Origin of the sequence: Acanthopleuribacter pedis, from assembly GCF_017377855.1 — a bacterium.
In the GTDB taxonomy this organism is placed as follows: domain Bacteria; phylum Acidobacteriota; class Holophagae; order Acanthopleuribacterales; family Acanthopleuribacteraceae; genus Acanthopleuribacter; species Acanthopleuribacter pedis.
In genome coordinates this window covers 108,183-132,797 of sequence record NZ_JAFREP010000006.1, presented here as the reverse complement: position 1 = coordinate 132,797, position 24,615 = coordinate 108,183, and the positions used below count along the sequence as shown (strand labels likewise).

The 24,615-nt window shown below is 59.8% G+C and carries 13 protein-coding genes; 5 read left to right on the top strand and 8 right to left on the bottom strand.

Annotation, left to right across the window (positions count from 1 at the left end; genetic code table 11):
- Positions 1 to 4: 4 nt before the first annotated feature.
- Positions 5 to 967, top strand: coding sequence for an RNA polymerase sigma factor (locus J3U88_RS08650; protein WP_207856452.1), 963 nt, complete (start codon positions 5 to 7; stop codon positions 965 to 967).
- Between the two features lie 78 nt (positions 968 to 1,045).
- Here J3U88_RS08650 and J3U88_RS08645 read toward each other — a convergent pair whose 3' ends face one another.
- The 8 genes from J3U88_RS08645 to J3U88_RS08610 form a co-directional block, all read right to left on the bottom strand.
- On the bottom strand, positions 1,046 to 3,730 hold the full coding sequence (locus J3U88_RS08645) for a PPC domain-containing protein (RefSeq protein ID WP_207856451.1): 2,685 nt from the start codon (positions 3,728 to 3,730) through the stop codon (positions 1,046 to 1,048).
- Between the two features lie 299 nt (positions 3,731 to 4,029).
- Complete coding sequence (locus J3U88_RS08640) at positions 4,030 to 6,714, bottom strand: pre-peptidase C-terminal domain-containing protein (protein WP_207856450.1); 2,685 nt, start codon at positions 6,712 to 6,714, stop codon at positions 4,030 to 4,032.
- A 566-nt stretch (positions 6,715 to 7,280) separates the two neighbouring features.
- On the bottom strand, positions 7,281 to 7,451 hold the full coding sequence (locus J3U88_RS08635) for a hypothetical protein (protein WP_207856449.1): 171 nt from the start codon (positions 7,449 to 7,451) through the stop codon (positions 7,281 to 7,283).
- Positions 7,452 to 7,712: 261 nt separating this feature from the next.
- Positions 7,713 to 8,390 carry a glutathione S-transferase family protein gene (locus tag J3U88_RS08630; RefSeq protein ID WP_207856448.1) on the bottom strand — a complete coding sequence of 226 codons (678 nt, stop codon included), beginning with the start codon at positions 8,388 to 8,390 and terminating at the stop codon, positions 7,713 to 7,715.
- Between the two features lie 10 nt (positions 8,391 to 8,400).
- Complete coding sequence (locus tag J3U88_RS08625) at positions 8,401 to 9,987, bottom strand: reverse transcriptase family protein (RefSeq protein ID WP_207856447.1); 1,587 nt, start codon at positions 9,985 to 9,987, stop codon at positions 8,401 to 8,403.
- Between the two features lie 334 nt (positions 9,988 to 10,321).
- A complete protein-coding gene (locus J3U88_RS08620) occupies positions 10,322 to 11,974 on the bottom strand; it encodes a hypothetical protein (RefSeq protein WP_207856446.1) in 1,653 nt (550 codons plus the stop codon).
- Positions 11,964 to 15,086 (bottom strand): hypothetical protein, encoded by a 3,123-nt coding sequence (locus tag J3U88_RS08615; protein WP_207856445.1) that lies wholly within the window; start codon positions 15,084 to 15,086, stop codon positions 11,964 to 11,966. The genes J3U88_RS08620 and J3U88_RS08615 overlap by 11 nt, the downstream gene beginning before the upstream one ends.
- 228 nt (positions 15,087 to 15,314) lie before the next feature.
- Positions 15,315 to 17,297: an extracellular catalytic domain type 1 short-chain-length polyhydroxyalkanoate depolymerase gene (locus tag J3U88_RS08610; RefSeq protein WP_207856444.1), complete on the bottom strand. Its 1,983-nt coding sequence runs from the start codon at positions 17,295 to 17,297 to the stop codon at positions 15,315 to 15,317.
- A 1,379-nt stretch (positions 17,298 to 18,676) separates the two neighbouring features.
- On the opposite strand from J3U88_RS08610, the gene J3U88_RS08605 reads away from it, so the two are divergent.
- From J3U88_RS08605 to cas3, 4 genes are read left to right on the top strand one after another with little or no spacing between them, the layout of a single operon-like run.
- A complete protein-coding gene (locus J3U88_RS08605) occupies positions 18,677 to 20,521 on the top strand; it encodes a TM1802 family CRISPR-associated protein (protein WP_207858314.1) in 1,845 nt (614 codons plus the stop codon).
- Complete coding sequence (gene cas7b, locus J3U88_RS08600; protein WP_207858312.1) at positions 20,518 to 21,393, top strand: type I-B CRISPR-associated protein Cas7/Csh2; 876 nt, start codon at positions 20,518 to 20,520, stop codon at positions 21,391 to 21,393. The genes J3U88_RS08605 and cas7b overlap by 4 nt, the downstream gene beginning before the upstream one ends.
- Positions 21,381 to 22,091: a type I-B CRISPR-associated protein Cas5b gene (gene cas5b / locus J3U88_RS08595; protein ID WP_207858311.1), complete on the top strand. Its 711-nt coding sequence runs from the start codon at positions 21,381 to 21,383 to the stop codon at positions 22,089 to 22,091. The genes cas7b and cas5b overlap by 13 nt, the downstream gene beginning before the upstream one ends.
- Positions 22,078 to 24,615, top strand: a complete 2,538-nt coding sequence (gene cas3 / locus J3U88_RS08590; protein ID WP_207858310.1) for a CRISPR-associated helicase Cas3' — start codon at positions 22,078 to 22,080, stop codon at positions 24,613 to 24,615. Before cas5b ends, cas3 begins: the two co-directional genes overlap by 14 nt.

Here is a 24,615-nt window from a genome sequence, read left to right as displayed (position 1 = left end):
AACCATGACTCGGGAAGAACCACCCGCCAAAGGCGACGCCGGGATCGACACCGGGATCGACGCCGGGAGCGACGATCATCGTGACGCCTTGGCCGATTTGGCGCGACAAGCGCTCGCCGGCTCCTCGGCCGCGCTCGAACAACTGATGGAAGCCGTGCGCGATCCCATCTACGGCTTGGCACTACGCATGCTGCTCCATCCCCAGGACGCGGAAGACGCGGCCCAAGACATCGCGATCCGCATCATCACCCACCTCAGCCAATTCCGCGGCGAGGGTTCTTTTATTAGCTGGGCGATGCGCATCGCCGCCAACACCCTGATCAACATGAAGAAAAAACGCCGCCTTGAACAACTGACGTTTGCCGATGTCGGTGCCGAACTGGAATCGGGTTGGGACGCGCCGCCGCTCGCCGGCCAAAATCCGGCCACGACCCACCGCACCGAACTCAAATTGCTGGTCAAAGAGGTGAAAATCGGCTGTAGTTCCGCCATGTTGCAGTGTCTGGACCGCGACAAACGCATCGCCTACATTCTCGGCGAAATTTTCGAGGTGACCAGCGAGCAGGGCGCTTTTATTTTAGAAATCACGCCGGCCGCCTTCCGCAAACGCCTGTCCCGCGCCCGCGAGTTGCTCACCGCCTTCATGCAACAACACTGCGGCCTGGTGGTCCGCGAAAACCGCTGCAACTGCCGCGACCGCTTACCCGTCGCCGTATCGCGCCACCACGTCGATCCCAAGCAATTGTTTTTTGCCAACCACCCCCGCGCCGCGGTTTCGGTTCGACAACAGTTGAATCCCACCACCCCAGTGAGCGGTGCGGTCCATCAAACAGTACGGGAAATAGACGCCATGCACAAAGTGGCGGCCGTGTTCCGGTCCCACCCGGATTACCGCGGCCCGGAGGCTTACATGCAATCGGTGCGGGCCTTGATGCAATCCGGCAGCTTCCGCGCCTTCGAGGTATAACCGCAAGCCAAAAAGAAACCGGGGAAACAGCGTCAAAACCCTGTTTCCCCGATCCTTTTCACCGAAAAAGTTTACAGCTTAGTAAACGAATTGCTCCTTGTAAGACACCGGCATCATGCGGCCGCGTACACCGACCACCAGGCGGTACTCACGCCCTTCTACCAAATTGGCGCCGTGGAATTGGGTATTCAGGTTCACACCGGGCTGCTGGGGGACTTCGCGTTCGAATTGCAGCGCGCCCGTGGCAACATCGTAGATGGAAAACACCGCGGTGGTGTTGGCTTCGCCGTCCCACACCCAGGTCATGCCACCCATCTTCAGTTGGTTGTAAACGGTCAAGGTCGGCGCTTTTAATTCGAAGGGCGCGGATTCCATCGCCACGTTGCCGTTCGCATCTTCCACGCGCATGATCAGTGGGTGGTTGGGATAGGTGAACATCAGGAACAGGCGCGCGGTGTGTTCACCGACGGTGTTCACAGCGTCCAAGTTTTGTCCGGTAATCACCCGGCCCTCGCTGTTCACATAACGAACCCGCCAGGCGGAACCGTCACCAAGCACATTGCGGCGGAAACGAATGTCGAGGAGCTGGTGCGTGTAAAGCGTGGTGGGGATTGCATCCAGGAATTCGCCCGGCGTTTGGGTGACGGGAATCAGTCCGCTGTCACGAGTGGTCGCACCGGCACGCATCCGCAGCAAAACACCGTTGCTGGGGAAGCCGCGGGTGAGGTCGCCCGTGCCAAAGGAGAAGGTACCCGTGTTGGTGCCCTCGGCAAGGGGCAGGTTCGTGCCCAGGGTTTTGATCAAGGTTCCGTCGGCATAGTGCAGCGACAAAGAAGCCGTCACGCCGTCGAAACCGGCCGTTGCATCCCAATTCACCACGAAGGGGAAACCCGGCGCAACGGGTGTGGCGGTGGTTACCAGGTTTTCAATCGAGGGTTCGCCGATGGTGAACATGTTGGAATCACCGCTAATCGAAGCCGCGTACAAACGGAAGTAGTAGTTGCCGGGCGGTTGGTTGAGCAGGAAATCGTGTTGGTTGAGGCCGTAATCGGAGCTGTTGGTTAACACGCGCGCCACTTCACGGTGGTTTTCATCGCGCAGGGTGATCAGGGTCTGACCGGCAAAATCACAACGCGCCTGCCATTCAAGGCGCAGCGTGCTATTCGGTTCAAAACGGGTGCCGTTGGTGGTGGCGGTAATCGCCATGGCGCGAATGGTGACGGGATTGGAAGCGACCCGACGGCCTTCCGCGTCGGTGACCCGCAAACTGTAACCACCCTCTCTCAAGCCGGTGGACAAGGTGACCGAACCCGCGTTCGCGCCGCTTTGCAGGGTAAGCGAACCCAAGTTTTGGGCGACTTGGCCGCTGCTGTTCACCAGGGCCAGGGTCGCGCGCTCGCCGGCGGCACAGGCAGCGGCGGTCACCTCGTAGCTCAGGCTTTCACCGCGACAGATATGGTTGCCAAACAGGGTCGCACCCACAATTTGGGTTTCGCATTCGGGCGCGTCGGACCAGGTCGCGGTCAAGCTATAACCGATGCCGTTCAAAACCTCAATGCCGCCGTCGTTGCGGATGTAATTCGCGTCGGGATAGCTGGCCCCTTTCACGCCGATGAACCACTCACCCGCGGGGGGGTTGTCGATCACCAAACTTTTGCTGCCGCCGCTGCCGACCACTTCACGGGTGTTGTAACCCAAAAAGGCGAAGTCACCGTTATGGAGGAACAGGTGCAGGTCGAACGGATCGGTAGTTCCCAAATCGATGCGCAGGAAGCGTTGGCCGGAGGGAACCGTCACCTTGTAGTGGTGGTATTGCCCGTCGCCGACCTTGATCTCGTCCCATTGTGGCCAGAAGCTATCCTCATAGGCTTCGTGGGGTTGGCCGTTGGCCAGTTCTTTTTTAAGGACGGGGCCCTGGTTACCCGCGATGGTTGCTTCCAGCATTTCGGCCACAATCGCCACCGCGTTTTGGTCCCGTTTCATTTCAGGATGTACCCCGCTGAGCAGGAGCCGTCCCTCGTCGAGATTGTTGGGATTTTCGTAAAACCAGGTCGCACCTAAGGTGCGGCTATGTCGGCCCCAGGGGACGATAATGGTGGCAATCTCCTCAAGCCCGGCGATTCGTTCCGGCTGATGTACCCAGGTCCCGCCGGCTTGCAGCACGTAGGGAATATCGCCGTAATCGGAATGGTAATCACCGGTAAACGTCGAATCCACGGGTCCGGGATCCTGGGGATACAGGTAATCAACCAACCCAATCGGCTCAATGCCGAAATCGTCCATAAGCTGCATGCCCGCACAAAAACCGGCATAGCCGCTACCGCCGTCAACAAACTTCACAATCGCATGATTGCCGCTCAAATGAGGCTTAATTGGATGGTAATACTCCTGCAAAATGGTGCCCTGTACACCGCCGATGAAGACGCCGTTCTCACTACTTGCTCCGCCGACGGTCATAATGCGGTAACGGGGGCTTCCGTCGGGGTACAGCAACAGGCCGTTGTGGTCTTCCAAGCGGCCGGCAATATGGCCGTAAAAGGTCCGACGGTCTTCTTCGTCGTTTCCACCACTGACGACGTCGAAACGCCAACCCAAATATTCGGCATGCAACCGCGTGTCGGAGGAACCGATACCGGGACCGCGGTTAACCAACTTTTCTTTGAAATAACCCTCGCCAAAAGGATAGGGCGAGGTTTGGGCGAATGCCCAAGATGAGGCCGCGAGGGCACACATCAATAATCGAAACAGGACTGTTTTAAACATAGGTTTATTACTCCAGGTTCATAGTTGTTTTCACAATCAAATCATTAACTAAAGGGTAACCAAGGGACCATCAATGTGGTGGCACCGAGCACACTTGCTAAAGAGAAAGGTTCAAACTAAAGCGGGCGTTGCTCGTTCCATCACCCCTTATTTAGCAAGGCACGGTATTTGGCCTTTTCCGCTAATCTTTTTTCACTTTTTGTTCGAATCCCGCTCGAGGTTCAACCGACATCGGGAAAAAATGGGGGAAACAACGGAAAACGCGGTCCCCCCATTCGGTCGTTTAAGCGAACGACGGTTTAGTAAATAAAGGTTTCGGTATGAACCACATGGGCGAGGCGGCCGACAACGCCGACCGTCAACCGGTATTCACGACCTGGCACCAAGTTAACCCCACCAAAACCCATGTAGAGGTTGATGCCGGGACTGTTGGTCATGGTATGTCGGAAAAGCTCCGCGCCCGTGGCAACATCGAAGATCAGAATCACCGCGTTGTTACCGGCTTCACCATCCCATTCCCAGGTGATCCCGCCGAACGCCAAATCGTTGTAAACCGTCAAGGTCGGCGCCTTCACCTGGAACGGCGTCGAGGTCACGGCCACGGTGCCCTGGCTGTTTTCCACCTGAATCCTCAGGGGTCCAACCACATTGGTGAAACCAATCACCATGCGGTCGCTGTGATCGCCTACCGTGTTCGCACCCGTCACGGTTTGGCCGCCCACCGAAACGCCGTTGGCGTCCAGGAAGCGAAGGCGCCATTCGGAACCGTCGGAAAGCACGTTGCGACGGAAACGGAAGCTGTACACCTGGTTTTCGTAAAGGATGGCCGGCACCGCTTCCAGAATCTCAGCCGGCGTTTGGGTTACCGCAATCGCCGCGCTGTCGCGGGTGGCGTTACCCGCGGTAAAGCGCAGGAACACAGTGGACGTGTTGAAACCACCGGCGAGATCGGCCGCCGTAAAGGAGAAGGTTCCCGTGTTCACACCTTCCGCCAAGGGCAAGTTGCTACCCAAAGTTTTGATGAAGGCACCGTTCGCGTCGTGCAGACTCAGGCTTCCCGTCACGCCGTCAAAACCGGCCGTTGCATCCCAATTCACCACAAAAGGGAACCCCGCGGCCACCGGCGCGGCATTGCTCACCAGGCTTTCAATCGAAGGTTCGGCGATGGCGAACATGTTGGAGTCACCACTGATCCAAGCGGCGTACAAACGGAAGTAGTAGTTGCCGGGAGGCTGGTTCAGCAAAAAGTCGCTTTCGTTCAAACCGTAGTCGGAGCTGTTGGTCAGCACGCGGGCCACTTCTTGATGGTTCTCATTGCGCAAGGTAATCAGGGTTTGCCCTTCGAAATCGCAACGCGCCTGCCATTCGAGACGAAGGGTACTCCCCGGCTCGAAACGGTCGCCGTTGGTGGTGGCCGTGATTTGCATGGCGCGCATGGTGATTGGGTTGGATTCCGTTTGATTGCCCTCGGCATCCGTCACACGCAAGCGGTGCGCGACCTCTTTTAAGCCGGTAGGGGTTGCGATGGTACCCGTGTTGGTACCCGCGCTCACCACGTGAGAACCCAAATCAAGAACCACCTGGTTGACACTGTTAACCAGCTCCAAATTAACGGATTGACCCGCGGCACACTCGGCAACGAGGAACTGATAATCCAATCCTTCGCCGCGGCATACGTTGGTTTCCAAAAGCGCCGCGCTCAAAACAGCCGTTTCGCATTCGGGTTGGTCCGACCAGGTCGCGGTCAGGGTGTAGCCAATCCCGTTCAGCACCTCAATGCCCTCATCGGTGGTCATGTAGGAGGCCGCCGGATAGCTGGCGCCTTTCACGCCGATGAACCACGCGCCTTGGGCGGGATTGTCGACCACCAACACCTTGGAACCACCGCTTTCCACGAGTTCGTAGCTGTTATGACCCAAAAACGCATAATCATCGTGGTGGAGGAACAAATGCAAATCGAAGGGATCCAGGGTACCCAGGTCAATGCGCAAGTAGCGTTGGCCCGCGGGAACCATCACCTTGTAGTGGTGGTACTGACCGTCGCCCACTTTGATTTTGGTCCAGTCGTGGGTAAAGGTCTCCGCGGTGGCGTCGTGAGGGACACCGTTCTCCAATTCTTTTTTGAGCACGGGTTCGTGGTTCCCCGCGATGGTGGCTTCCAGCATCGCCGAAACCACCGATACCGCATGTGGGTCACCATTCATTTCCGGGTGAACACCGCTCAACAGCAGTCGGCCTTTGTCCAGATTGTTGGGATCGGTGTAAAACCAGGTCGCGCCCATGGTCCGATCACTATTATTGCCCCATGCCACGGTCATCCGAGCAATTTCCTCCATACCGGGATGGCGTTCGTACTCGTGAATGTAGGTACCACCCCACTGCAATACATTGGGAATGTCGCCGTAATCGGATGCGTAATCCCCGATAAACCGCGAATCCACCGGGCCGGGATCTTGTGGGTACAGGTAGTCCTGCATGCCGACCGGTGTCAGTTGAAAATTGTCGGCCAACTGCATGCCCGCGCAGAAACCCGCGTAACCGCCGCCGCCTTCAACAAATTGTTTCACCATGTGGACCCCAAGATAATGGGGGTGCATCGGGTGGCGACCGCCAAGGAGCGTCCCCTGCAGACCACCGATAAATGCACCGTTCTCGCGAGTCGCCCCGCCCACGGTCATCATGCGGTAACGCGGGCTCCCGTCTGGATACAGCAACAAACCATTGCGGTCTTCTTCACGCCCAGCCATCAATGCAACAAAGCGATCCATATCTTCTTGGCTACTTCCGCCGCTCACGACATCAAAACGCCACCCCAGGTGATCCGCATGCCGCCGCGTCGAGGTGGCGCCGACACCGGGCCCCGCGTTAATTAACTTCTCTTTAAAATAACCTTCGCCAAAGGGATAAGACGGGGTTTGGGCGTAGCTAAAAGTACATGCCGCTAGGGCACAAAACAACATTCGCAATAGGACTGTTTTTAACATATCTAGGTCACTCCATAGTGGTAATGGTTCGTGTTTCATTAGTACCTAAGAAGCGGGATAAGAGCGAGGGATTTTGGCTAAAGATCTGGAGCGAAATGGCTTGGAACAAGCGGACCGGGGTCGCGCCCGACCGCACCCGGTGGGTGCGGTGAGCATTTTTACAGGCCGTTGTAGCCCAGAGGTTTGGCTAAAATCACCGCGACTTATCGCGCTTCTTAGGTAGTACCTTGGTGACAATGCGAGGTGCCATTGTCCAGGCACACGGATTCCAGGATAGGAACACTTTAGGTGATCCGTACTTCTCATGACGTGAGGCGTTTTTCCGGTGTGAACCGGCAGTATTTTTTCTACCAAAAGAACAGGCGCAACTGTTCCTTCTCAAGCCGCCGGCACGAGCCACCTCACCATCAAGGTAAGTCGCAATGGACGGGTTGTAAGTGTGTTTGTGTTTGAGACGTGGTCGATAATAGGCGTTTACCGGCAAAGTTTTGCGAGCCCGCATTTCTCACAAGGAATTCTGCTACGAATCCTTGTCAGAAATGCGGGTAGCATCTCAATAAGTTCCGTTAACCAAAAGGGTCCATGCCCACCGAACCGAAGAGCAAGGTGATTTGAGTAACCTCACCCCTTATAGGGTATCGCGCAAAATTCCCAAATTCCGTCAGCGCTTCTTTAAATTTTTTTTCAGCCAACGCGAATGGACCGCCAAAATTCAATAAATACAGAGACTTAACCAAAAAGATAAACCATCCTTAAATTGCGCCTCAATGCGCATTCTAGACCGCCGGCGAGGTCATACGGATTCAATTCGTTGCTAAAGCACGCCCTACGACCCAGAACACCGAGGCATTTCCGTTTCTGTCATAAAAATCAAATATTCAAAAGGTCACATCAACGACTCAAAGTCGTCAACATGTCAACCAAAGCAAGAATACCAAAAGATAAACCTTCCGCCCACCCCGGTCGCGGTGACGAAAATCACCCTTCCACCGACATGCTCAGCTTTGGAAATCGCGCCGTTCACCCGCCACTTCCGAAGCCTCGTTGACCTCAGTTTCCCGATGCGCCGCTTCACGCCAATGCACCATCGAGGGCAATGCCGTCATGTGGTCGGCGTAGGCGGCGCACACTGGATCCATGTCAATTTGGTAACGGGTGAAGCGAAACACGACCGGGGCGTACATCGCATCCGCAATCGTCAGGAAATCGCCGAACAGGAAAGGACCCCCGTGTGTTTGGATCAGGTCACGCCACATGGTTTGAATGCGTGCAATTTCCGCTTCGAGCTTGGCGTTGGGTTCGGGTTTGGGGCAAAGGCGGCGCACGTTCATCGGCATCAAGGAACGGACCTGTTTGAAGCCGGCGTGCATTTCGGCACTGACGGAACGCGCCACCGCGCGGGTCGCGGCGTCTTCCGGCCAACCCCGCACCTCGGGACAAGCCTCCGCCGCCCATTCGCAAATGGCCAGAGAATCCCAAATCGAGGTGCTGTCGATGCGCAGGCAGGGCACCTGACAGGTGGGCGACACGGCGCCGACCTCGCGATAAAAGGCGTCGCTGTTAAACGCGTAACGGCGAACCTCCATGGCGACACCATAATGGTGGAGCAGCAGCCATGGGCGCAGCGACCAACTGGAATAATTGGTGTTACCTATGTAAAGAATGGGTTGGCTCATGATCGTTCCCCTACCAAAATTTCCACCAGGGTTTCTTTTCCAGGACGGGCGTCGCTGCTTCCCCTTCAGAACCGGATGGATGCGCCGGTGCCTCGTTCGCCGCCGGCGCGGCATCGGTCGCCTCGGCCTGATCCGAGTCGGGTTGATAACGCCGCCAACTCGGCGCCCGCGCCGCGCGCCGCTCGGGATAAACCGGGTTGCCGTGTTTTTCCACAATGCGCGCCAGTTGTTCCAAAAAGGGTTGGGCCCGCGCGGGATCCACCATCTTGAGGAAGTGGGCGTAACCCGTTAAGCCCGCGATCACATGCTCAGCCTGACCCCAGTGTTTCCCTTCCGGCCCGTCTTGTTCGACCTGAAACATCACCGCCCGAAAACGCCGCAGCGTCTTGCGATCCACCGACAACTTCTCGTTCACCACAATCCCGGTCACTTCCTGGCGGGCGTTGTTGCGCAACACCTTGGTTTTGTCCGGGTGCAGGGTAAAGCCGTGGGCGCCGACATGTTGTTCGATTTTGCGCAGCACCCCGCCGATGCGTCGGTTCGCCTCGCGGCCCCGCGTGGAAAAGGTAATGTCGTCGGCATAGCGGGTGTATTCGTATTCATTGACCAGGGCCAGTTCTTCCAATTCCGCATCCAAACCGCGACAGATAATGTTGGTGAGCGCCGGACTCGACGGGGCCCCTTGCGGCAAACGCCGCTCGCCCTTTGCCATCCAATAACGTTGTCCGTCCATTTCCAGCGCCACCATCTCCGGCTCCGTGGTCAGCATGGCCAGGATGGTGGCTACCTGGCCGCGATAACCCAACTTGCGAAACACGCCTTTGACGCGGGGATAGGTCACCGTCGGGAAAAAATCTTTGATGTCGACGTTAATCACCACATCGGCACCCACGTGGGGTCGCGCATTATCGACAATCGACTTACCACGCACAAAACCGCGCGCCGCGGAGCGGATCGGCACCTTTTCCAAAATCTCGCGCAAAATCCAGCTTTGTATCTCTTTCAGGCGCGGCATCGGCGCCGAAATCAAGCGCAACCCACCGCTTTTTTTAGGTACCTGGAAACGCTGGTAGTGTGTGGTTTGGGACACCTTGCGACCAAATGCCAACCAGCGCAACTCACCGATGCTAATGCCCATCGCCGCGGCCAGAGCCGCCGCGTTCTCATAGGCGGGCAGCGCGCCGTTTTCGTCTAAAGCTGCCGCATCGCACGCGCCCTGCTCACCCAGCGAATGGGAATATCCCTCGCCCAGGTACAAAATGTCCTGTTGTTTTTTGAGCCGCCAGGCCTCGGCGCGCGCCTGGCGCTCGGCCTCACGCCGTTTTTTGGTTTCAACCCGACGTGCCTTGGCCTGCTCCATGTTGCGCTTGCGCAGGGCTTTCAGCATCGCCTCTTGGTTGTCGATGCGCGCCATTTCACTCCGCAAGGCGCTCATCTCCCGCTCCAATTCGGCGGTTTTGCCAATCAGCTCGGCGGCCGCTTCCTTGCCCGGTTGCGCCGGATCCCAAAAGCCGAGCGCGATCATTTCTTCCAGAATCACTTCATCCTTGGAAGATTCGCGGATGCGGTCGTACAGGGCTTGGCGTGCTTGGTTCATGCAGCACCTCGACAAGCCGGTCCACTACCGGGATAGGGGCGACGGCGACGATCCATCTTCGATGAATTCCCGAGACCGAATCGATCAACTCGACGCGGAATCGCGCTATGTTCGACCAGGAGGTTCAGGGAACCCGTACCGGCCTGGCGAACATAGCGTGAATTCCGCACAGTGAAGATCGAGTCGGTGAAGCGTGACAAACCAACAAGCACGGATGGCGATCCGCCATCCAGATTGCAAGACGGATCGTCACCGTCGTAATGGAGACCATCATAAGCCCAAAGGGACAATGGCACAAGGGGTTGCACCGGGTGAACGGGGACGGAAAAACGCATCAGGAAATACCTCCCTGTTCCAACGAAAAACGCAGCCGCGTCGCGAGTAAATGCACGCAGGGCCCACGGTACAATTTGTTCTGGGTAAAAAAGTTACACTGACAGCTTCCTTCCTTGAGCGCTTGGTCGCTGTTAATGCGCAGTTGGGTTTGGTAGGTGCGTTTGCCTTCCTTCACCGTCGCGCTCAGGTGCAGGTTGCCGTCGGGATCCAACCGCTTCTCGTGCAGCGTCACCCCGCCCCCGTCCACCAGCGCCCGCGCCTCGGCTTCCCGTGGGTTGGCAAAGCGCAGCTTGTCCATCGGCAGGGGTTCTCGGCTTAGTTCGCGGGCGCGAAACACGTCCTTGGCCAAGTCGAACATCACCGAACCGGCTTGGGTATAGGCGCTGAGCGCACCCAACACCGTTTCCCGCGCCAAACCTTCGCTTTTGGCGACCGCGTCGGCCGTGTTTTGCCAGTCTTTGCGCAATGCTTTGAAAACGCGCAGCTTGGTGTCCTGATCTACCTCGGCGCGCGGCGCCATCAGGTCGAAATTACCCGCCCGTGACCAGTCGTTGCTGGTCCAGCCCGACATGCCGAGCGTGAAACTCATGCCGCCCAGGTCGGCCACCATAAACGAGGGCATGCCCGTGCCCGCCAAACAAAAAGTAAAACCCCGAGCGATGGGAATCAGCCGTTCCAAAATCAGCAGACGCCGCCGGCCCCACAGCCGGATTTCGGTTTCCTCGCGGCCGCGGAATTCACTTCGCGCGAACACCAACGTATCGTTCCAGGGTTCGATCAAGGCGCGAATCGGTTCGCCGGGTTTGAGTTGAAAACGAATCGAGCGCGGGCCCTGTTTTTCCCGTTTGCGCCGCAACACAAAACACAGGTTGTGGATGTCCATCGGCGTCAGGTGCAAACGCACCATCGGCAAGGTCATCGCCGAACTCACCTGGAGGAACCCGCGCACCCAGGAATCGGGCAGATCGATCTTAACTTCCTTGAAACCCTCGTCCAACCCCGTGGTCACCTCAAAACCGCCGGGGTCAATGTCGAAGCGGGTGGTTTTGTAGGTGCGAATTTTTTGGAATTCACGGTAAAGGTTGGCCGAGTAGTCGATGTTGGTGGTGCCACAGGCAAAATCGTTGATGTTCTTAAACACCCCGTAATCGCAACTGAGGCGACCATAGGTGGCCTCATCCTGGCTAAAACACTCGAAGAACAGTTCGTCGGGATGCACGGTAATGACGGGATCCAGCACGAACCACTTGTCGTAATCTTTTTTGTAGAGGTAGTCAAAGTAACGGTTCCGCGCTTTGTAAAACGGGGCCAAGGCCGCGGCTTTGGCACGCCGCGCTTCCGCCAAACGGCGGCCGACAGCTTCCATTTGTTTGGCCAGGTCTTGTTTCCCCGCCGTCAGCTCCGCCAAATCTTCCATGTCGCGCGCTTCACGCCAAGCCTTGTAGGCCGTGGTATCGCGCGGCTTAAACCGCAAATCGGAAACCACCACCGCGTGCAGTGCCGAAATCGCCTCGCGGAACGGGACCGCTTGCGCCAGTTCGCCGCCAAAGTAGGTGGGTTCGCGCAAGGTGTCCGGCGCAAACGACATGTCGGTACGGTTGCCGTTGCTTCGCGCCTCGGTGGAACCGCTGTAACGGTAGTTAAACTCCACGTTTCCTCCTTTCGCGAATCGGCGCCGCCACCACGCGAACCGGCCCGACACACTCGGGATATTCGGTCGCACACTGGTGCAGAATCGCCATGCAGCGATCCCGGTCGCCGACGGCAATCGTCTGGGATATCGGCGCGAGGATGTCGCGCACCACCTCGGCACGATCCCGATCCCCGCCAACCTGCTCGGCCAAAAAGGCGTAGATGCGGGTTTTGGCGACGCGCGAACGGTTAACGCGCATCAAGACCGTGGTGAGGTACGGCTGCAGGGCACGCAAGCCGGCCGCGCTGGGTTCGGCGTGGTCCAGCAACCAGTTGGAAGCCAGCAATTGCATGTCGGCGGCGGGGTGCTCACTGAGTTTGAGCAGGAACTCGCGGCCCTGTCCCTTTTCGAAACGGGCCGTCAGCAGTTCGTACCCAAAAGCGCGGACCTCGGGTCGGGTACTGTCGCAGAGGGCGACCAGGTGGGTCGGTGCCAACGCGGAAAAAACCGGTTCGGCGCGGAACAAAACAAAGGCCGCGTCGCGGGTATCTTCCCAATCGGTGTCGGGCAGACGCACCGCCTCGGCCAGATCATCCAACAAGCGGGGGGCAAAATCACGGCAAGCCCCAACCCCGAAATCGCGCAGTTTTTGTTGATCGCTATGGGCCAGCAACACCCAATCCCGCACGTTCAGTTCTCCCGGAACCCAAGCCTGGCTGACGATTTCGCCCGCGGCTTGGCGCGCAAATCGGTAGGCGCTCCGGCTCATTTTCCAAACCGTGTCTTTTTCGATTTCGGCCAAAGCCGACTTAAGCGGGTTGGCCAAAAGATGGGCCAAATCAGCGTGTTGGGTTTCGTCCGCGACCTTGCGCAACAAGTGGCGACACAGGGTTTGCGCCAACAACACGGCAAAACCGCGGTGGGCGGCGGCAATGCGTTCGACCAAGGGCACCGCCGCATGGCGAACCGGTGCGTGGGCGGACAGGACCGCCGCCAAAACCAGGCTGTCGCGATGGAGCAGCGTCTCCAACGGCAGCTTGCCGACAAGGGTTACCCCGGCCGCGCGCACCCGCGGATCCTCGGCGTCCAAAAGCGCGGCAAACACCTGTTGGGGAAATTCCTCGGCCGGTGTTTCGTGATCGCGCAACAGCCGACCCGCGAACCCTTGCACCGCCGCCGCCGGGTGTTCCAGCAAACGCATGATCTGTTCTAGGTCGATGCGGCGCAGGTAGGTGGCCAGCGGCCCCGCGAACAGGTTGTAGGCTTCGTCGAGCAAAGCATGGGGCGTATCCTCGGCCAACCCCACCAGCGCCGCCAACAAAGTGCGGCCGATCTGCGCCTGATCCGGCAGGGCCAAAACCCCACCGGCGAGCACATCGGCGATGACGCGGCGCACCTCGGCCGCGGCGTGAATGCCCGCCGTCACCACCAGCACCGCGCTTTCGCGGGTGGGGCGGGGATGGGCGCGCATGAAATCGGCGGCGAGTTGGTGGGCGGCGGCAACCTCGGCCCGCAGCAAGGTGGTTAACATCGCCACCGGGAACGGGTCGGGCTGCAACCGCTTTTCGATCAGTTCCACCGCGAAGGCCTGGGTTTCTTCATAGGCTGAACCCAGCCAAGCCGCGAGATGTTCGTCGGTAATCGCTTCATGATAGCTCGGGTTGGCGCGCAGGGCCTTTACCGCGAAGCGATGGACCTCGTGGTGCTTGGCCCCGTCCAGTAGGGGTACCAACGCGTGCGGGAACTGATCCCATAGTTCGGGATAAGGTTCCTCGCGTTGATCGCGCGTCGCCGCCGGCCGGTTGCCGTCGTAGGCATCGATGGTGTAGCGCAGTCGGGCGCTGTCTTGAATCACCTCAAAACGATCACTTTTGCCGAAAAGCAGCATGCTGAATGCAAACAAATCGGCAAACGGCGGATAGTGGATCAAGCGATCTTGATCCGTTTCCCACTGGTACATCGACCGCGAGGGGATGTTGCGGTTGTCGCTGTCGCGGAATTGCAGCAACAGTTGCCCGGCCATTTGGACAAAGGTTTCGGGCCGATCCCGCGCCGCGCGGGTTAATTCCCGCCAGCTCCGTTTCACCAAGTATTTGCGTGTTTCGCGGGTGAAGCCGACCCGCGAGGTGGTTTTTCGGGCTTCATTATATATATTGATGTAATCCCAATCGATGGTGGCGTAACCATAGGCCCATTTGGCTTTGGTGGTGTGGATGCGATGGGAGAGCACGGCGAAAACCGCCCAATCCTCACGCAAGATCGCGGCTTTAAAAATGAAGCGCAGGTGAGGCCAGTAGGGCGGCTCAAGCGGGATGTTTTGCAGGAGGGCAAGCAGCGCCGGTCGGTATGCAGGGACATCGAAATGGTAGAGGTCGTGGAGCAGGCTGCTTTTTTCGAAATTGGGTGACTGGAAGTTTTTGAGAAACCAGGCGACCACCTCATCGGGCGCCGCCAAGGCTTGCGCCTGTTCCAGCGGCAACTCGGCCGTGAATTGCTCGGCCGCGGCCGCGCGTTCCTCGGGTGACAGCAGGTGGAAACGGGTCTCGCGAATCCAGACCTTAAGCCAAGCGGGCCGCTTTTTTTGCTGGAGGATCGGCGCCAAGTCGGGAAGCAATTCGCGGTAGCCGCAACGGGCGATGACCCAGCAAGCCGTGTGCACCATGCGGTCGTCTTTGCTTTTGAGGTGGGGTCGGATGATCGCCTGGGCGCCGTCTAAGCGACGCTCGCCGATGCGCCACAACAGGCGGGTTAAGGTGCGGCCACCGCGGCGGGTCAGGTTTTGGGCCGCGAGAAAGGCTTGTTCGAGAATTACACGGTCCCCGTGGCTTAGCGCTTGATCCAGGTTCGGAAGGTCGGCCGCCTGGGTTTCCTCGGCCGCGCCCGGCCCGTCGACCAGCGGCTGGTAGCCTTTTTTGGTTTTGGAGGCGACCAGTTTGTCAAAAACCGTTTCGGCCTCGGCCAAACCAACCGGCAAGGGGGTTTTGGAGCCGTGGCGCAAATTGCCGCCGCTGGGACCGTAGCGGAAATTGACCACGTAGGCGTCTTCGCCGACACGGCAGAGATCGACCTCGTAGACCTTGTCGGAGGCGCCTTTGCGAAAAAAGAGGCGTGTTTGCCGCTCAAGTTTCATGAGCACATTCCATAAAAAAGTAAATCGGGACAACCAACAGATGAGCGCATTATGGCATAAGCTCGGACGCGAGCTCAAGGCGGAAAACTCCCTGTTTCGCCCGCGCCGGTTGCCGCTTGCGCCTCAAAATAAGATGGTTAGCGCCATCCGTAAAACGCCGAAGCGGCGGCCCGCGCCACGAACTGGAAAGACGCCGCGCACCCAAACGCGCGCGGCGTTTCGGGCTAGTTATTGCAAACGGAAGGTTAAAACCGCCGCCATGGCACCGCTTGTGCCAAGCGAAAGTTCGTCCCGCTGGAAGTCCACCGCGGTCACCGCCTTGAGCCGCATTTGCAGGCGATCACCCTCGGCCGCGAGCGCCGTCACCGCCGCCGGCAGGGTCACCGTGACACAGGCCCCGTCGCCGTCCGGTACCGGCACCGTGAAGGCGTTGAACAGGTCGGCCGCAGCGCTGTAATCGCCGCGGGCCAGGGCCGCGTTGCCGCCGAAACCGCCTTGAATCGCATCCACATCAAGGCGCTGCACCGCACCGACCAGTCGCGCGCGACACAGGCGCAGCCGGCCCTCGGCGAGGACCGCGCCCTCGGGAAGCGCGCTCAGGTCGAAGGACAGGATAATGCGGCGCCGTTCCCCGTTAAACATGCCGGGATCGCCGGCGACCAGGCTGCTACTGAAAACACCGTCGACGTAATACAAACCCACCGTCCCCTGCTCACCCGCGACCGACACAAAATCCAATTCGGTCGCCACCGTCACGCGGTAATCCTCGCGACGCACCGCCTCCCAATTCCCGGCCGCATCCACCGCGCGGAACTGGAGCAGGGTATCGGCGGAAAAAACCAGCGGTTCGCTGTAGACCGCGGCGCCGGCGTCGGGGGTGGTCCCGTCGAGGCTGTAATATATGGTCGCGGGTTCATCTACCTCAAGCCGCACCGTCACCGAACCGCTGTAATCACCCCCTGGCGGATTGGCGAGCGTGGTGGGCGCCGTGGTATCCGGGCCGTCGTCGATGCGGTACACCGCCGTTTGCACCGCCTCGCGGTTGCCCGCGCCGTCCACGCTGAAAAAACGCAGGGTGGTCGTGCTGTTAAAAACGCGCGGGCCGTTCCAAACCGCGGCGCCCGTGTCCGGTTCGGAACCGTCCAGGCTGTAATAGGTCGTCGCCGCCTCATTGACCGACAGATCCACCGTCACCGGTTGTTGGAAGGTACCGCCCGCGGGGTTGGCGCGGGTCACCGGCGGCGTGGTGTCGGTTGGGTCGCCGTCCAGTCCGAAGAACGCGACCAGCAAGGCGGAAGCGTCGGGGCCGCTGCTGTCGGTAAAGGCACCGGAGCCGCCGGACCAGGCATGACCCATGCCGTCGACCCGATAGTACGCGGTCAAAACCCGCCCTTCGGCATCCTGGTACAGCGCTTTCGAGAATGCCCGCCCGCCTGGCACCCGGTCGTTCTCGACGCTGTCGGCGAGGGCGTCGACGCTTTGGTCATCGGCGCCGTTGTCAAGCCAATCATGGGTCTGAAGCCATTGGCGCACCACCTGGTCGCCGTTGATGGGGGCCACCGTGGTATCGCCGGTGCCGTGGACCACGATCACCGGCATGCGCCGCGCACGAGAACCCATCACCTGATAGGCACGGGTCCCCTTTTGGTCGGGATCGGGGCCGCCGCTGTTCATCACGGTGAAGGCCGTGTTGCTGTTGACCGCGGCCTCGTATTCCAGGCCGGCGCTAACCGCGACCCCGGCGAAGAGGTCGGGATAGGCGACGCCCATAATCACCGCCATGGCGCCGCCGGCGGAAAAGCCGCCAACGTACATTCGGTCGGCATCGACCGCATAGCGGCGCTGCAGCTCGGCCACCATGGCGGCGATGGCGGCGGCTTCGCCGGAGCGGCGTTGGTTGATGGTTTCAAACCAATTCCAGCAGCGGAAGAGGTTGGCACTGCTCGATTGTTCGGGGTAAAGCACGATAAAGCCGTGTTCATCGGCGAGGGCGTCCATGCCGGTGGCGGCGGCGAAGTCGGCGGCGCCTTGGGTACAGCCGTGGAGGAGCACGAGCAGGGGCCGGGGTGTTGCGGCATCGCCGGCGGGAAGGGTGGCGCGCCAGGCCAGGCCGGCGGTCGAACCGGTTACCGTGTTGGCGGCGTGAACAAGGGTGAAGGAGCCGAACAAGCAAAGCAGCGCAACCCATAAGCAGGGCAGAGCACGGGACATAGATCACCTCAACGTGGGTGGCGGCGCAAGGGCCGCCGCGGGATTGGGAAATTGGGGCAGAGCCAGGAGGAGCACCCAACCCAAAGCCAACCAGGGCGAGGTGCGGCACACAAAACAAAACGATCATTCGGTTTGTTTAACAAATTACACAACCGTTACATTCCCCGCAACGCTTTTATGGACGCACGGCAAAAAAGGTGATGCGGTTCCCATCAAAACCGGGGTGAACAAGGCAGCGAAGATGGGTCGGCCAGAAGGGTCAACGGCGCGAGGGCCGGACCAGGAAGGGGCCGTTCCGGGTCGGGGGCGATGCGCATTGCCGGTCCCGTTCAGCGATTAAAGGGATTCGGGTGGCGCCGGTGAATGTGACGCTGGTCGCCGCGGGCCGCTTTTAGCCTTGGGTCTCATAGGGATCATGCCGTCGCGCCGGGGTTGCGGTACGCCGCCGGCGTACTTTTTTGGGGGAACGTGAACCATGGGTAGGGCCCCGCCTGCTTCGCGCCGGTTCCCTACCCATGGCTGAAATCCGGCACGGCGTTGCCGTGCCAACGGTTTGCACGCCGGCGTCCCATCCCTTTCGACCCGGTTTTTGGGGCGCGTCTGGTGCACGCCGCCGTCCCATCCCTTTCGACCCGGTTTTTGGGGCGCGCCTGGTGCACGCCGCCGGCCCATCCCTTCCGAGCCACTTTTTGGGGCGCGCCTGGTGCACGCCGCCGGCCCATCCCTTCCGAGCCACTTTTTGGGGCGCGCCTGGTGCACGCCGCCGGCCCATCCCTTCCGAGACACTTCTTGGGGCGCGCCTGGTGCACGCCGGCGACCCATCCCTTTCGACCCGGTTTTTGGGGCGCGCGTGGTGCACGCCGGGGTCCCATCTTTATCACACCGACGCGCCCGCTCCCGTTCCCTCCGTTTTTGGCGTGCAGGGTGTAAGCGCCATCCCATCTTTTTCACACCGTCGCGCCCCCCTCTGATCTTGGGGACGCGGGATTCCCCCCAACCCCCTCGGGGTTTCACACCGTTTTTGGCATCGCTCACCTTTCACCCAACGCCCACAAGGGACGCCGGCCGGACAACCGGTGGCAGGGTGAAGCCCTGCCGGATTTCAGCCCAGCGTTGGGTAAAGGCGCGAAGCAAGCCTTTACCCAACGCTGGGTTACCACCCCACCATCTTGGGTGCGCTGAAGGCGCACCGGATCATCCCTAACAAAACCAATCCGTCGCGCAAGCCAGTCCTTTATCGCGGGTAAAGCCTACCACCCGGTAACCCCAACAAAGCCAAACCTTACGCACATTTCTAAAACTAATCGATAGAATTTTCGCGCCTTTTGCGCAGAGTTAAGTATACGCCCCTTCTCAAATGCTTCAGAAAACGAGGTTTCATGTTTGACGCCTTTTACCATGTCGGCCTGCTTCTCGAACACCACCCTCACCCCGACGAACCGCGGGCCAACCCCTACCAAGTCAGCCGTGGCTACAAAGGCACCGCGCTGCGCCTGCTCTGCTTCGCGCGCGACCCAGCCGCCAACGCCTGGACCTTCCTCCGGGTCGAAAGCGCCGAGGTCGATCCCGACACCACCCTCGACGCCACCCTCTTCCAATCACCCGAAGGCAACGCCCCACCCCAATTTCCCACCGTCGACCTTTTCACCAGCGATTTCCCCGGCACCACCGCCATCCCCCTCGCCAAATCCAAACCCGGCAAACGTTTGATCGGCGTCCTTAAAAACAAAACCTTCCCCGACCTTGAAGACCTCGCCCAACTGATCCAAAACAGTCCCGCCGTTAGCGACGCCCTCGCCGCAACCCTCGGCCAACAAGAGCGGGTCCTGCTCTCGCTCAAACTCGACGGCCGTCTGCTCGCCGACAGCCCCACCACCGCGGGCGCCAGAGCAAAGCGCGCATCAGAGCCCTATGCCAACTACTACCAACACAAAAACAAAACCTACCTGGGCCGCAACCAAACCTGCGCCTTCACCCACGAAACCGCCGACACCGTGATGGGTTTTGCTTCCCTCTACAACTGCTACGCGGTCAAAACCGAATTGAGCGTGGTCTCCGGCGGCTTCGACCTCACCCAAGCCTGGAAGAACCTGCCCGTTTCCACCAAAGCCATGGACCGCTTGCTGCGCGGTAAACATTTTGTCGAACAACACCTTCGTTTCCAGCTCTGTGGCTATCGCTATTTCCTGCTTCCGCAATTCCTGGGACCCCCCGAGAGCGACGCCGCCGGCGAATTCCTCCGGGCCGTCGCCGCCCTGAAAAAACGCGCCTTGGGCAAAGACGGCGCCATCAACAGCGACCTGGAAGACGACATTCTCGAAATGTTGGCCGATGAACAGCACCACGCCGCCTTTAGCCTGGTTTTTTACGAGAAAGACAAAGCCAAATTTAACCTGCTGGTCACCATCGAGGACCTGTTCCCCCGTTACAACCAAGCCCTGTTGCAACAGATCCGCGCGGTCGAGGCCAACCCGACCTATCAGGGTTACGCCTCGAAAAAGGGACCTTACAACCAAAAATTCCGCCTTCGTTTTCTCAAGAGCATTTTTCCCGAAAACAAAAAAGAAGGCAGCTTCCGCCAGGGCTTTTTCGAAACCCTGCGCGCTTTTATGATGGGCAACCCCATCGATTACGGTTTCCTGCTGCGCCACATCAACCGCCACCTGCGCTTCCTCCACTTCGAGGACAAACCCATCACCGCCACCGCGGTGCAGGCGCTGCTTTGGTGCGACATGCTTCTGAAACGAGCAACAAAGGGCGGCCCCCTGCTCAGCGGGCGCCGCTCATTCCTTAGCAAGGAGGTGCGCATGCACCAACGTTATGAGGCGTATTTTGAACGCCATCGTGAATTCTTCGACGGCGACGCCCGCAAACTGACTTTTTTGATTGGGGTGTATTGCGACGAACTGCTGGCGGCCCAGGCCAAACGCTACGACGCAAACACCCCGTTCTTTAAACGCCTCAACGGCTTGAAGTTGGATACCAAACAACTCAAAACGCTGTGGCCGCAAATGATCGCCAAAATGGAACAGTACGACAGCCGTTTCCCGCGCATCCGCGACCTGGAAGAAGCGGTCACCGAAAGCTTCCTGGCCGCCACCGATTTCGACGACATGGAGCGCGACGAGGTTTCCTTCCTGTTCACCCTCGGCCTCAAACAGCGCCTTAAACTGCATCCCTACCAACCCAAAAAACAACCCCAAGAAGAAGGAGCGCCCGCATGAGCCTGTTCGACCAACGCGAAGAATTTTTGTTTCTTTACGACGTGACCATGGCCAACCCCAACGGCGATCCCAACGACGAAAACAAACCGCGCCTTGACCAAGGCAGCGGGCGCAATCTGGTCACCGACGTGCGCCTGAAACGCACCATCCGCGACCACCTCTTCGACGCTATGGGCCACCACGGTGGTGGCGACCGGGATATTTTCGTGCGCCAAACCGAAAGCAAAAAAACCGCGGGCGGCCTGCAAGACGGCAAGGCCCGCACCAAGGATTTTGACGAGGACCGCGACACCATCCTGAAACGCTGTATCGACATCCGCCTCTTCGGCGGCGTCCTGCCGATGGACAAAAACAGCTTTAAATTCACGGGCCCGGTTCAAATTAAAATGGGCCAATCGCTGCACCGTGTCGAGATCATGGAACTGCGCGGCACCGGCGCCTTCGCCTCCAAGGACGGCGCCAAACAAAACACCTTCCGCGAGGAAGCGGTGGTGCCCTATTCGCTGATCGCTTTCTACGGGGTGATCAACGAAAACGCGGCACGCCACACCGGTCTCACCCGCGACGACGTGGACCAGTTCTACACCGCCATGTGGGACGGCACCAAAAACCTGCTCTCCCGCAGCAAGATGGGCCACATGCCGCGGCTGCTGCTGCGCCTGCGTTACAAAACGCCCAACTTCTTCCTCGGCGACCTGGACCACCTGGTGCAGTTCGACCTGAACCCGGGCGAAAAAGTGTTGCGCCGCATCGACCAAGGCACGCTCAACCTAAGCGGCATTAGCGCGGCCCTCGCGCGGCACAACGACCACCTGGCCGATTTCGAGCTGCGTGCCGACGACCGCGTGAAGGTGACCGGATGGAACCGCTAACGCCCGGCACCAAGGTGCTTCAGGTCCAGTTCAGCGCCGACTACGGCTTCTTTCGCAATCCGCAAACCACCATGTCGCCGCGCACCCTGCCGCTGCCCTCACCCACCGCGGTACGCGGCATGCTCGGCGCCATTTGCGGGACCCCGCGCGAGCAGGCACCGGAACGCTTCGCCGCGGCGCGCCTCGCCCTGCAACTCACCAACCCGTTGCGGCGGCAGAGCATCGGCATCAACTACCTCAAAACCACCTCGCCCAAACATTTCGCCCGCTTCAAGGAACACAAACCCACCAGCGTCGAACTTTTGGTAAAACCGGCCTTTCGCCTGTTTCTGGCCTGGGACGACACGGCCGCGTACGAGGAGCTCAAACACATGCTGGTCAACCACTTAAGCGTGTACACACCCTGTTTCGGCAGCTCCGAGTACCTGGCCAACTTCCGCTGGATCGGCGAAGAAACGGTGGTGTCGGTGGCCGAAAAGGAGGCGGCAATCCACACCGCGGTGCCCCGCCGCGCCGTCAAACAGCTCGACTACGATTGCGGCGAAATCTTCACCACCACCCTCCCGGTTGCAATGAACAACCGCCGTGAGGTGCAGCGCTTCGAAACCTGCGTGTTCGAACGCAACGGCGAACCGCTCAAGGGCACCTTCGCCGAGGTGACCACCCTGTCCTCGGGAGCCGCGATTGTCTTCATCTGACTACCCGTTCCGGCTCCAATCCCATCCCGGCAAGCTGTTGGTCACCCACCTCACCCAGGTTCTGGCCAACGGCGACACCTACCTCGCCCGGCGCAACCTGCCGCAACCCCTGCACCACGCCTTGCGCCTCGCCCTGGTGCTCCACGACCTGGGCAAAGCAACGCCGTTTTTCCAGGGTTACCTGGCCGCGGCGGCCGCGGGCAACGGCGACGCCGCCCAAGCCGAACTGGGTTACCTCAAAAACCACGCGCGGCTCTCCGCGCTCTGGGCTTGGCGCTTCGCCTGCGATCAATGGCACGACACCCATCCCCTGCCTTGGCTGATCTACCACGCGGTGCTCAAGCACCACGGCCACCTGGGCAACCTCAAGGAATTGGTGCTGCACCCGCCCCACCTCGATCCCCGCCCCTTCAGCCACGACGGCAAAAGGCACCAACTCGAAAACCTCGGCGACCGGCTCATGTTGATGAGCGCCCACTTGGACTACACCGAGTTCGCCGCCATCCTCCGCGCCAACGGGATCACCGTCGACCGTTTCGACCACCACCACTTCGGCGCCCTTTGCGAGCTGTTCCACGGCCGCAAACGACGACCGCGCGGAAAGAAATGGGCGGGCGTCGCCGCGGCCATCCAGCAGGCCAACCAACAGCAACCGCTCCACCTCTTCTTCGAGCAAAGCCTGATTTTTTCCGTGTTGCTCACCTGCGACAAAGGCGAATGCATTTTCGACGGCCCCATTTACCACGCCGACAACCCCAAGTTCCCCGCCGACCTGATCGACCGCTACAAGGCAATCGCCTTCGCGGGCGCCGCGGGCCGCCTCAACCAATTGCGCGAACAGGTGTACCGGGAGGTAGGCGCCGCGGTCGACACCGTCGACCTCAACCAACAGCGCTTTTATTCGATCAATCTCCCCACCGGCATGGGCAAAACGCTCTGCGTGCTCAACGCGGCGGTGCGCCTGCTCCAGCGGGAACCGAGCTTGCGAAAAATCGTTTATTGCCTACCCTTTACCTCGGTGATCGACCAACTCGGCGGCATCGCCCGCGACATCCTCACCAAGCTGGATCTGCCCGATCACAGCGCCAACCTCGCCCTGCTCCACCACCTCGCCGAACTCCATTACCGCGACGCTTCAGACGACCACGAATTCGACAACTACCAAGGCGAGTTTTTGATCCAACAACTCGAAGCCAACCTCACCCTCACCACCTTCTACCAACTGCTGCACGGCATCCTCACCCACCGCAACCGCGACATTCGCAAATTCAGCGCCCTCGCCGACAGCGTGATCATCCTCGACGAGGTTCAGAGCATTCCCGTCACCTATTGGGCCTTGGTGCGTCAGGTTTTTACCCTTGTGGCGGAACGGCTCAACTGCGTGTTTGTGTTGGTCACGGCCACCATGCCGATGATTTTCGAGGCGGCGGAAGGTCAGATCCAAGAGCTGGTAAGCGATCCCCGCGCCGTCTACCAAGCCCTCAACCGCATCACCCTGGATTGCGCCCTGCTCAAAAAACCCTTCGCGCTTAGCCAGGATGAAGGTGGGCTGGTACCCGTCGCGGGCGACCGCGAATTCTGCGATTTCCTGGCCGCGGAGATCGCGCAACACGCGGCCGCCGGCATCTTGGTGATCGTCAACACCCGCGCCGTCGCCCGCGTCATCTACCGCGAAATCAAGGCCCGTTTTCCCGAGCGCGAGCTGGTGTTTCTCTCCGGCGACGTCACCCCCCACGACCGCCTGGCCCGTATCACGGCCGTCAAAAAAGCCGCCGGCGCCAACCTGGTCATCATCTCGACCCAGCTGGTTGAGGCCGGGGTTGACATCGATCTCGGCCGCGTCTACCGCCAGCGCGCCCCGCTCGACGCCGTCTTCCAAGCCGCGGGCCGCTGCAACCGCAACAACGGCAACCAGGGCCGCGTCATCCTGTTCCGCTTACGCGGCCAAACCCCAACCGGCACAACCCGCGATTTGGGCGAAATCATTTACGGCGACGTGGCCATGCAGGCCACGCAACAGGTGCTCGCCACCCACAAAAGCCTGCAAGAATCGGCCTTTTTCGATTGTGCCCAAACCTATTTCGCCACGGTGAAAGCGGGCGTAAGCAACAAGGAAACCAGGGATCTATGCGACGCGCTCAAATGCCTGGACTACGCCGCCGCCTTTCGGGACGGCAAACGCCGCGACCACAACCAACCGATACAGCCCTTTCGGTTAATCGAGGAGCAGGACACCCAAAGCTTCTTGGTCCTGCAAAACGACGAGGCGCGTCGGCGCTATGCCGAATACCAAGCCTTGTCCGACAGCGACGGCAACAAACACGACATCGCCATGCAGCACAAAATCATCCTGCGCGCCCTTGCGCCCTACACCCTTTCCGTTTACCGTCGTCGCAATGCGTCCGATGCTACCCAAACCTTCTTTGACATCGTTTACCCGGCCGAGGCCGACGCCGTCGGCGCCACGGATTACGTCTACGATGCCGAGCTCGGTTTGGTCATTCAACACGACGCCTGCTTTTAG